The sequence below is a fragment of the Escherichia sp. E4702 genome, assembly GCF_963883545.1.
Classification (GTDB): Bacteria; Pseudomonadota; Gammaproteobacteria; order Enterobacterales; family Enterobacteriaceae; genus Escherichia.
The window spans coordinates 120,293-130,371 of record NZ_CAWORF010000005.1 but is presented as its reverse complement, the minus strand read 5'-3'; the positions used below and the strand labels follow the sequence as shown (position 1 = coordinate 130,371).

Here is a 10,079-nt window from a genome sequence, read left to right as displayed (position 1 = left end):
CTTGTGCTGAACGAGTCAGCCTATGTCTATATATCCATCAGTCCGTGACTGGTGCGCATCATAAAGTAAGCTAATGAATTGCGCAATTTTTATACAGCACTCATGACTGATTAAAGCGAAACAGCGGTAACAGGAAACGTTGCGACTGTTTAACGATGGCTTCCATTGTCTCTGGCGTTAATTGCCGCCATAGCCGTTGATACCAGATATCATCACCTTCGCCACGCACCATCATGTTGCCTTCGTAAGCCTGAAGGAATTTCGAACGAGCTTTTTGCAACGTGGATTCGTCGTCCAGCATGGCATCGTTTTCTGCGTCATAACAGGTTTTTAACCATGCACCGCCGCTTTCAGGTAATACCAGCAATGGCGCGGACATACCTTCACGATACCCTTCAATCAGCTGTGAGAGGTAATGTAAAGCCTGTTCGGCTGCAAGCGGCGGAAAACGCCACTCGCCGTCTTTGCGTAGAAAAAGGCGACTTTCACCATTACCACCGCTGGCACAGTAGACAAGGTGTTCCAGCCAAAGTTGCATTCCCTGCGCCACACTTAACAAAGAGGGACGCCAGCGCAACAGGCCATCCGACTGGACCTGCGGCAACCAGCCCGTTATTTGCACGCCGTTGCAGGCGAGATCAATTTCCATGCTCTGGCCCGGCTGACGACAGGCAATGACTCTGTCGGCAAGTTGCTGCATCTCCTGACACTGCGTTTCCCAGAAAATTTCACCAAAGGCACCATACGGCAAATCACCTGCCGCCCGGAATCGGCGGAACAAGCGTTCGGCATCATCCTGCTCAACCAGTGCATTTAATAACTGCTGGTTGATTTGATAACGACTAAGCCCTTCAAGAATAAAAGGTTCGGTGTCGGGAATTTCGCTGTCTTCGGTACGGAAGTTCACCTGCAAACGCATCTGGAAAAACGCCCGCACCGGATGCGCCCAGAATCGTTGTAGCGTCTCCAGCGGCACAGTTTCCGGCAAGGTAAACGGTAGCGGCTGAACAAATTCAGAATGTGCCTTACCTGCCTGGCTGGCCGCGGGTAGCCACTCGCGCGCATAGCTTTGTAAGTTACCGGTCTGGTAGTTTTGCGGGTCAAACGGCATCCGGGTATGGTGGCAAGTAAGATGCGCTTTTACCCTTGCCTCGCTTTCATCACAGTTAAGCGCTTCATCGCCCGGTAGATAATGGCTTTGCCCGATATAGTCGATCAGTTCCTGCACCAGAACTGACGGGAATCGTTCGCTGTTATCCTGAATAGAGCGGCCGATATAGCTGATATAGAGTTTTTGTTGCGCGGAAATTAACGCTTCCAGGAACAGATAGCGGTCGTCATCACGACGGCTACGGTCACCGCGCTTCGGTTTCTGGCTCATCAGGTCAAAGCCCAATGGCGCAAGCTGGCGTGGGTAAACTCCGTCGTTCATCCCCAGCAGGCAAACCACTTTGAACGGAATTGAACGCATCGGCATCAGAGTACAAATGTTGACCGGGCCTGCGAGAAAACGCTGGCTGATACGTTCTTGATCCAGGCGTTGTGCCAGTTCATCACGCAACAACGATAGTGGCACTGCGTCGCCATACTGCGCACCTAAACCTTCAGCAATAATCGCCTGCCATTGTTGCTCAATAAGCGTCATCGCCGCTTCGGTTTCCGCATCCGGCAGGAAGAAGGCATTGAGCATATCGCGGCAAACCGGCAGCCACTCTTCAAGCGGGCGCTCCTGCGCCAGCCCGCGACGCCAGATGTTTAGCTGCATTAGCAGTGACGCCAGGTGTCCTACCAGTTCTGCAATTAAGCCGCTCGATTCATCATAAGGTAGAACCGATTGCCATTCCCCCTGAGCACTTTCCATCGCGTAGCCTAGTAACATACGCGTCAGGCCAAATCGCCAGGTGTGTTGTCCGGTAGCGGGGAGTTCCAGCTCACGAACGTTATCGTCATCTATGCCCCAACGAATGCCGGATTCGTTGACCCACTGGCGCAAGTAACGCAGCCCTTCTTCGGTAATGTCAAACCGCGCCGCCAGCACCGGCACATCCAGTAATGCCAGCACATCCTCCGATACAAAGCGGCTGTCCGGCAACGATAACAGGCTGATAAACGCTTCCAGCACGGGATGCGACTGCCGCGCCCGACGGTCGGAAATGGCGTAAGGCAGATACCGATCCGCTGGCGCACTGCCAAACACGGCCTGAATAAACGGACTGTAGCTGTCGATGTCGGCCACCATCACGATGATATCGCGCGGAGTAAGTGTCGGATCTTCCTCCAGCATCGCCAGCAGGCGATCGTGCAAAACTTCAACTTCACGCTGCGGGCTATGGCAAACGTGGAAGGTGATACTGCTATCCTGCGGGTCAAGCGGGCGTTTGTTGTCGCTACGGGAAAACTCTTCGAGGTTCACGCCCGCAACGGCGCGGTTTTCCAGTTCCAGAATGTCGGACTGTATGTTATGCAGCAGATTGTCTGGCGTGACATCGACAAAGGCGTCCAGCTCCTGACTGTTCTCCAGATCGGAAAGGAGATAGATATAGTCGCGCCCCAACTTGCCCCAGGAGGCCAGTAGCGGGTTGCCGACATCCTGTTCACCGTCACTGTTAAAGAGCTGTCCGGCATTTTCGCTATCGCGAAATAGCGGCAATTTGCGATCTTCAAAACTGTGTCGACGCTGGCGGGTCAGCAGTTTCGCCAGATAAGCAGGATCTTTAATATCGCCCCAGTAATAACGGCAAGGGTTGGTAAACAGGAGATGGATTTCAATATGTTTACCCAGCGCCTGTAGCGCCTGGAGATAAACAGGCGGTAACGCAGAAATACCGCATATAAAGACGCGCGAAGGTAAGCCGGGTGGGCAGGTCGTCGCAGACTCCAGTGTTTCGATAAAGCGTTGATAGAGATTGGCACGGTGCCAGCGCGGTTGCCCGAGTTCATGGGTATATTCCACCAGCGCCTTCCACAACGGAGCTTGCCAGACCTGCGCTTCTCCCAGCCCTTCAACCAGATGCCCGGCTTCCCACTGCGCCAGCCAGTCCGGGCGATAGACCAGATATTGGTCAAACAGGTCCGCCGCTTTTGAGGAAAGCTGAAACAGTTTTCGCTTGTCGCTATCGTCAGTCAGGTAATGACGCAATAGTGTAAAATCTTCGCGATCCAGCAGTTGCGGCAGCAGAGTCATCAGTTTCCAGCTCATACTCCGCTTGTTAAAGGCGCTCTCTTTGGGGATCTCCGGTAATACACGGACAAACATATCCCAGATAAAGCTCGCAGGCAGCGGAAAATCAATGTTTGCCGCAATGCCGAATTTCTGCGACAGAGTCATTTGCAGCCACTGCGCCATACCGGTACTTTGCACCAGAATCATTTCTGGCTCGAAAGGATCGTCCAGCCGTTCGCGTTCGACAATAAACTCCATCAACGCTTCCAGTACGTCCAGACGATTGGAATGGTAGACCCTTAACATAGCGGCTCCTGACTACTGACGATTCGGGCAATGCAGGCGGGTCATCTCGCCTTCTCTGCCCCCGGGTGAAAATAGCGTAACGCTGATGCTGACACATCCCGCCTGCGATGTCTGCATTCGGTTGACCTGCCAGTTTGCAGGTGGCGAAATCGCGCGCAGTTGTGCTTGCTGCCAGGCGTGCCGCCAGAGCTGCTGGTACTGGTTTCTGCTGGCAAGACTGGTGCTTAATGTTCGCTGGTAACCAGATAACGCAGTGACAATCATCACCATCAGTACCATCGCCAACATCACCTCCGGCAGGCTAAAACCTTGCTGATTCTTCAGGGAAGCTGACATAACGCCTCCTCTTTCAGCGGACAAAAATCACTCCAGCCATGTGGCGAAAATACGATATTCCCATCGATGACTTCCCCCATTCGCCATAATGAAACGTCTTCATAACCGGCTATTAGCAAGGCTTTATTATCCGCAAGTCTTCGCAGGCAAGCTTGAGCACCCGTTGCGGCGTATTGCGAACACTGAACAGCTTGCTGTACCTGCCAGGCATGCATTTTCCCCCACTCAAGCGCCGACTGCACAATGGCCTGTCGGCGCAATGACTGGCTTTCCATTGTCACGCGAGAGGCAAAACTACGATCCTGCTGACTCATTCCTTGTAACAGCAAGCTGCCCAAAACCAGCAGCATCAGAACCAGTGCCAGCGATGAAACTCCCCGTTCACGGTTCATAGGTTGAATCCTGTTACGCTATAGCTGGCATCCACCACGGTTTGTGGTTCAGCCTTACTGGCGCCGCGCATATTAACCGTCAACGTCGGCGAGAAACCGCTGACATCCTGACGCATGACCTGAAAAGTATCGATAATGATGGCATCCGGATTAGTGACTTTATCCCAGCCCTTACCTTCACAAGATGTCGCACCGCGTAGCGTTTCCAGCACATGTTCTTTCAGACGAAATCCAATCTGGTCGGATTCTTTTCCCGGCTCACGCTCCCAAATGCCGTTACTGTTCGCATCCCACTGCACAATGATACAGTCACCCTGCCCAACAATTTTCAGCCCTTCACCAGAGCAGGTTCCATGACAATAACCTGCTCTCTGGAGATGCTTCGCGACTGTAAATACCCGCAGCCAGATTTCATCTTCCAGCGCCAGCTTGCGAGTAGTAATCAAACTTTCACGCTGTAATGCGGGCAGAAATCGCGCAGCTCCCAGCAGCAGTACGCTACTGATTGCCATAGCAATCAGCACTTCCAGCAGAGAAAAACCTTGCTCTTTTACAGGCATCCTTCTGTTTCTCCTTGCTGACAAAGCCGGAGCCTTCCCCACGGAGAAACCACCAACCACCACTCGCCCGCTGAATTTTTGAAGCGAATATGTCCGGCCCATGCAGTATTGCGTAGGCCAAAGAAAGTGAGCGAAGGTGTCAGGTCGCTCATTTCGACTTCGGGCCAGCGAGGCACAAAGACCAGCGGTGAACTGCCATGACAGGTATTCGCCCCAGCGGCGGCACTCGCAAGACACCATGACGTTCCCTCCCTGATGACACCGATACTGTGGTCGCGGTTATGCCAGTTGGCATCCTCACGTAAATAGAGCAAATAGTCTCGCGCCTGGCTGGCGGTTTGCCATAACCGTTGCGACTGCTGCCAGTACTGCCAGCCATAGAGACCACTTGCACTTAGCATGACCAAAATCAGCATCGCGACCAGCGTTTCAATCAGCGTATAACCACGTTGTGTTTTCATGCCGGCAGTATGCGGCGCGGAGAAAAAAAGACGAGTGCCAGTTTCTATTTCTTCGGCACGTCTTCCGGACTATTTACCCTGTTGCAGGGCGTTGCAAAATTTCGGGAAGGCGTCTCGAAGAATTTAACAGAGGATAAAAAAAACCGACGCACACTGGCGTCGGCTCTGGCAGGATGTTTCGTTATTAGATAGCCACCGGTGCCTTAATGCCCGGATGCGGATCGTAGCCTTCAATCTCAAAGTCTTCGAAACGGTAGTCGAAGATGGATTCGGGTTTACGTTTAATAATCAGCTTCGGCAGCGGACGCGGTTCACGGCTTAATTGCAGATGGGTTTGATCCATATGGTTGCTGTACAGGTGCGTGTCGCCACCGGTCCAGACAAAATCACCCACTTCAAGATCGCACTGCTGCGCCATCATATGCACCAGTAACGCATAGCTGGCGATGTTAAACGGCAGCCCCAGGAAGACGTCACAGGAGCGTTGATAAAGCTGGCAAGAGAGTTTGCCGTCTGCGACATAGAACTGGAAGAAGGCATGGCATGGAGCCAGTGCCATTTTATCCAGTTCCCCCACGTTCCACGCCGAAACAATAATGCGGCGGGAATCCGGGTCGTTTTTCAACTGGTTCAGCACTGTGGTTATCTGGTCAATATGACGTCCATCCGGCGTTGGCCAGGCGCGCCACTGTTTGCCATATACCGGGCCGAGGTCACCGTTTTCATCAGCCCATTCGTCCCAGATGGTGACATTGTTTTCGTGCAGATAAGCAATGTTAGTATCGCCCTGCAGGAACCACAGTAGTTCGTGGATGATGGAACGCAGGTGGCAACGTTTGGTTGTCACCAGCGGGAATCCATCCTGCAGGTTAAAACGCATCTGATGACCAAAAATGGAAAGCGTTCCGGTTCCAGTACGGTCGTTTTTCTGTGTGCCTTCGTCGAGCACTTTTTGCATCAGTTCTAAATACTGTTTCATGGTTCCTCAGGAAACGTGTTGCTGTGGGCTGCGACGATATGCCCAGACCATCATGATCACACCCGCGACGATCATCGGGATGGAAAGAATTTGCCCCATGCTGATGTACTGCACCCAGGCACCGGTAAACTGCGCGTCGGGCTGGCGGAAAAACTCAACAATGATGCGAAACGCGCCGTAGCCAATCAGGAACAAACCAGACACGGCCCCCATCGGGCGCGGTTTACGAATATACAGGTTGAGGATAATAAACAGCACCACACCTTCCAGCAGCAGTTCGTACAACTGTGACGGGTGGCGAGGCAGCACGCCGTAAGTATCAAAAATGGACTGCCACTGCGGATTGTTTTGCAGCAACAGAATATCTTCGGTACGGGAACCCGGGAACAGCATGGCAAACGGGAAGTTCGGGTCAACGCGGCCCCACAATTCACCGTTAATAAAGTTGCCCAGACGCCCGGCGCCAAGACCAAACGGAATAAGCGGTGCGATAAAATCAGAGACCTGGAAGAAGGAACGTTTGGTGCGGCGGGCGAAGATAATCATCACCACAATCACACCAATCAGGCCGCCGTGGAAGGACATGCCGCCGTCCCAGACACGGAACAGATACAGCGGATCGGCCATAAACTGCGGGAAGTTGTAGAACAGAACATACCCAATACGTCCGCCAAGGAAAACGCCAAGGAAACCCGCATAGAGTAAGTTTTCAACTTCATTTTTGGTCCAGCCGCTCCCCGGACGGTTCGCACGACGTGTTGCCAGCCACATCGCAAAAATGAAACCTACCAGATACATCAGGCCGTACCAGTGAAGCGCAACGGGTCCTATTGAGAAAATGACCGGATCGAATTCCGGAAAATGCAGATAGCTACTGGTCATCTGTCACCACAAGTTCTTGTTATTTCGCTGAAAGAGAACAGCGATTGAAATGCGCGCCGCAGGTTCCAGGCGCTCCAAAGGTGCGAATAATAGCACAAGGGGACCAGGCTGGTTGCCGGATACCGTTAAAAGATATGTATACGATCCGCGCTATAGCCCCCCGCGAATCAGCCCACCCATGCCGCGACGCTCCATAAATGCCGCAACCTGATGACGAACTTCAGTCGCCAGTTGTGCTTCCAGGCTGCGCTGCGCAAGGTTTTCTGCTTCGGCAAAATCAATGCGCCGCAGCAAATATTTTACGCGCGCAACAGAACGCCCGTTCATAGACAGATGGCGATACCCAAGCCCAATGAGGATTGCTACGCACATAGGATCTCCCGCCATTTCGCCACACAAACGGAGATCTATTCCTTGCGTTTCCGCTTCCCGGGCGATCATTGCCAGCGCACGTAACATCGCAGGATGCAAGCTGTCATAAATGTTCGCAACTCGCGTGTTGTTACGATCAACAGCCAGGATGTATTGAGTCAGATCGTTGGTGCCAACAGAGATAAAATCGACCCGGTTTGCCAGATGCGGCAGCATAAACACCATCGATGGCACTTCCAGCATGATACCGATACGCGGTTTGGGGATCGCATAGCCGATCATCTCCTCGACTTCACGTCCGGCACGTTCAATCAGGCGGCGTGCTTCGTCAACTTCATCGAGGCTTGTGACCATCGGCAATAAGATGTTCAGGTTGCCCGTTGCTGCATTAGCACGCAGCATCGCCCGCACCTGGATCAAAAAGATCTCCGGCTGATCGAGCGTAATGCGGATCCCACGCCAACCCAGACATGGATTCTCTTCGCTGATAGGCATGTAAGGCAGTTGCTTATCAGCACCAACATCCAGCGTGCGCAGCGTGACAGGCTTATCATTGAACATTTGCAACATGCCCTGATATTGCGCCACCTGCTCTTCTTCCGACGGGAAACCGCTTTGCAACATGAAAGGAATTTCAGTGCGATAAAGGCCGATGCCATCAATACGGCTGCCCAGTTTTTCTTCATGTTCCGGGCTTAAACCCGCATTGAGCATGACTTTAATGCGCTCACCGCTTTTTAACTGTGCGGGTAAATTGACGTCATCTTCCGCCAGTCGGCTTAGCTCATTTTCTTCGCTAATTAGCCGTTGGTATTCTTGTAGCAGCACCGGTTCCGGGTCGACCAGTAATTCCCCGCGATAACCATCAACAATCAGCGTCCGATGATGCAGCACTGAAGGTTGAATGTCCGCCCCCATCACGGTAGGAATACCCAGCGCGCGCACCATAATCGCCGCATGGGAGTTGGCCGCACCATCGCGTACGACGACGCCGACTAAGCGATCCTGGGGCAACTCCGCAAGGGTCGTCGCCGACAATTCATCTGCCACCAGAATGAAACGTTCCGGCCAGGCGTTCGACCCCTGATTTGCATCATCAAGGTGAAACAGCAACCGCTGGCCCAGCGCGCGTAAATCGCCAGCGCGCTCTTTGAGATAGTTATCACTTAGCGCGGCAAACTGTTCAGCAAATTTTTCAATGACCGTTTTCACAGCCCACTCTGCGACCGAGCCTTTATCCACCTCGGCAAACAGTTCGCGACGCAAACGGGTGTCGGAAAGCAGGTGCGAGTAAAGATCGAAAATGGCCGCCGTTTCTTTCTGCGCCCCGGCAGCAAAGCGTTTGCTGTAACGACGAAATTCGTTAGCTGCCTCTTCCAGCGCTCCGGTCAGGCGCTCACGTTCCAGCGCTGGATCCAGCGTTGATGCCTGATACACCTGTTCCATTAAGGGTAAAGTAGCATCCTGCCAACCTTCGGCAATAGCCACGCCGGGTGCAGCCGGTAATGCGCGGATTCGCGTCTGGCGATATTGTCCGAATAAGGCAGTCAACTGCGACTGGGAAAGAATGGCCGCCATCTGGGTGGCGAGCGTCACCAGAAAGGATTCTTCGCTTTCATCGTACTGGCGTAGCTCTCGTTGCTGCACCACCAGCACGCCAAGCAATTGGCGACGCTGAATAATCGGAACGCCTAAGAAAGCACGGAAACGCTCTTCTTTTACGGAGGGGACATATTTGAAGCTGGGGTGTTTTTGCGCATCCGCAAGGTTTATCGGTTCCGCCAGCCTGCCAACCAGGCCGACGATCCCTTCATCAAACGCGAGCGTTACGGTGCGACCTCGCGGTTTTTTCAGCCCCCGAGTCGCCATCAGGTAGTAACAACGTCGGTCGTGATCGGCCAGGTAGACCGAACAGACTTCGGTATCCATCGCAAGACAGATGTCGGTAACCAGAATATTCAACGCCTCGTTAAGGCGGGGAGCACTGGCTACCTTTTCGACTATTTCGCGCAGGCGAGTGAGCATAATTGGCGTGACTTAACCTCTTTTACGTCGATAAGTAGATGCGTTTTGTGGTTTAGGCGTATTGTCCTGTAGCGCCATCACAACACTCGCAAACTCTTTCATTACCCTGCGGTAGACATCACGTTTAAATGACACCACCTGTCTGACCGGATACCAGTAACTTACCCAACGCCAGCCGTCAAACTCTGGTGTACTGCTGGTTTGCATATTGATTTCCGCATCGCCGCTCACCAGCTGCAAGAGAAACCATTTTTGTTTTTGGCCGATACACACCGGCTTCGTGTCCCAACGCACCAAACGTTTTGGTAATTTGTAGCGCAACCAGTTACGCGTTGAAGCAAGGATTCGAACGTCTTTACGGCTTAATCCTACTTCTTCAAACAATTCACGGTACATCGCCTGTTCTGCGGATTCTCCGGGGTTAATTCCGCCTTGCGGAAATTGCCAGGAGTGCTGACCAAATCGACGGGCCCACATTACTTGCCCCTGACGATTACAAATCACGATACCTACGTTTGGGCGGTAGCCATCGTCATCAATCACCGGACTACCTCAAAATAAAACTTTATATGCGAATGATTGTTTCATACTCCTGGAAGGCGG

General features: G+C 52.8%; 9 protein-coding genes. All 9 read right to left on the bottom strand.

What is annotated here, in order from left to right; all coding sequences use genetic code 11:
- Positions 1–100: 100 nt before the first annotated feature.
- The 9 genes from recC to rppH all read right to left on the bottom strand — a co-directional run bounded on the left by recC (position 101) and on the right by rppH (position 10,019).
- Complete coding sequence (gene recC, locus AACU94_RS02000) at positions 101–3,469, bottom strand: exodeoxyribonuclease V subunit gamma (RefSeq protein WP_135488839.1); 3,369 nt, start codon at positions 3,467–3,469, stop codon at positions 101–103.
- A 12-nt stretch (positions 3,470–3,481) separates the two neighbouring features.
- On the bottom strand, positions 3,482–3,805 hold the full coding sequence (locus AACU94_RS01995; protein WP_130207726.1) for a prepilin-type N-terminal cleavage/methylation domain-containing protein: 324 nt from the start codon (positions 3,803–3,805) through the stop codon (positions 3,482–3,484).
- Positions 3,790–4,197 (bottom strand): DUF2509 family protein, encoded by a 408-nt coding sequence (locus AACU94_RS01990; protein ID WP_135488838.1) that lies wholly within the window; start codon positions 4,195–4,197, stop codon positions 3,790–3,792. Before AACU94_RS01990 ends, AACU94_RS01995 begins: the two co-directional genes overlap by 16 nt.
- The gene (locus tag AACU94_RS01985) at positions 4,194–4,757 is read right to left on the bottom strand and encodes a prepilin peptidase-dependent protein (RefSeq protein WP_135488837.1); all 564 of its coding nucleotides are present in this window, start codon (positions 4,755–4,757) and stop codon (positions 4,194–4,196) included. Before AACU94_RS01985 ends, AACU94_RS01990 begins: the two co-directional genes overlap by 4 nt.
- A complete protein-coding gene (locus AACU94_RS01980) occupies positions 4,748–5,218 on the bottom strand; it encodes a prepilin peptidase-dependent protein (protein ID WP_130217877.1) in 471 nt (156 codons plus the stop codon). The genes AACU94_RS01985 and AACU94_RS01980 overlap by 10 nt, the downstream gene beginning before the upstream one ends.
- 184 nt (positions 5,219–5,402) lie before the next feature.
- Positions 5,403–6,197 carry a thymidylate synthase gene (gene thyA / locus AACU94_RS01975; RefSeq protein WP_000816232.1) on the bottom strand — a complete coding sequence of 265 codons (795 nt, stop codon included), beginning with the start codon at positions 6,195–6,197 and terminating at the stop codon, positions 5,403–5,405.
- Positions 6,198–6,203: 6 nt separating this feature from the next.
- Entirely contained in the window at positions 6,204–7,079 is an 876-nt protein-coding gene (lgt, locus tag AACU94_RS01970; RefSeq protein WP_032239304.1) for a prolipoprotein diacylglyceryl transferase, read from the bottom strand.
- Positions 7,080–7,229: 150 nt separating this feature from the next.
- Positions 7,230–9,476, bottom strand: a complete 2,247-nt coding sequence (gene ptsP / locus AACU94_RS01965) for a phosphoenolpyruvate--protein phosphotransferase (RefSeq protein WP_135488836.1) — start codon at positions 9,474–9,476, stop codon at positions 7,230–7,232.
- Positions 9,477–9,488: 12 nt separating this feature from the next.
- Positions 9,489–10,019: an RNA pyrophosphohydrolase gene (rppH, locus tag AACU94_RS01960; protein ID WP_130207736.1), complete on the bottom strand. Its 531-nt coding sequence runs from the start codon at positions 10,017–10,019 to the stop codon at positions 9,489–9,491.
- Between the last annotated feature and the right edge of the window lie 60 nt (positions 10,020–10,079).

What these genes read in the sequence shown, in the direction of transcription:
- recC (WP_135488839.1), bottom strand. Translation starts at nt 3,469, where the DNA reads ATGTTAAGGGTCTACCATTCCAATCGTCTGGACGTACTGGAAGCGTTG.
- AACU94_RS01995 (WP_130207726.1), bottom strand. Translation starts at nt 3,805, where the DNA reads ATGTCAGCTTCCCTGAAGAATCAGCAAGGTTTTAGCCTGCCGGAGGTG.
- AACU94_RS01990 (WP_135488838.1), bottom strand. Translation starts at nt 4,197, where the DNA reads ATGAACCGTGAACGGGGAGTTTCATCGCTGGCACTGGTTCTGATGCTG.
- AACU94_RS01985 (WP_135488837.1), bottom strand. Translation starts at nt 4,757, where the DNA reads ATGCCTGTAAAAGAGCAAGGTTTTTCTCTGCTGGAAGTGCTGATTGCT.
- AACU94_RS01980 (WP_130217877.1), bottom strand. Translation starts at nt 5,218, where the DNA reads ATGAAAACACAACGTGGTTATACGCTGATTGAAACGCTGGTCGCGATG.
- thyA (WP_000816232.1), bottom strand. Translation starts at nt 6,197, where the DNA reads ATGAAACAGTATTTAGAACTGATGCAAAAAGTGCTCGACGAAGGCACA.
- lgt (WP_032239304.1), bottom strand. Translation starts at nt 7,079, where the DNA reads ATGACCAGTAGCTATCTGCATTTTCCGGAATTCGATCCGGTCATTTTC.
- ptsP (WP_135488836.1), bottom strand. Translation starts at nt 9,476, where the DNA reads ATGCTCACTCGCCTGCGCGAAATAGTCGAAAAGGTAGCCAGTGCTCCC.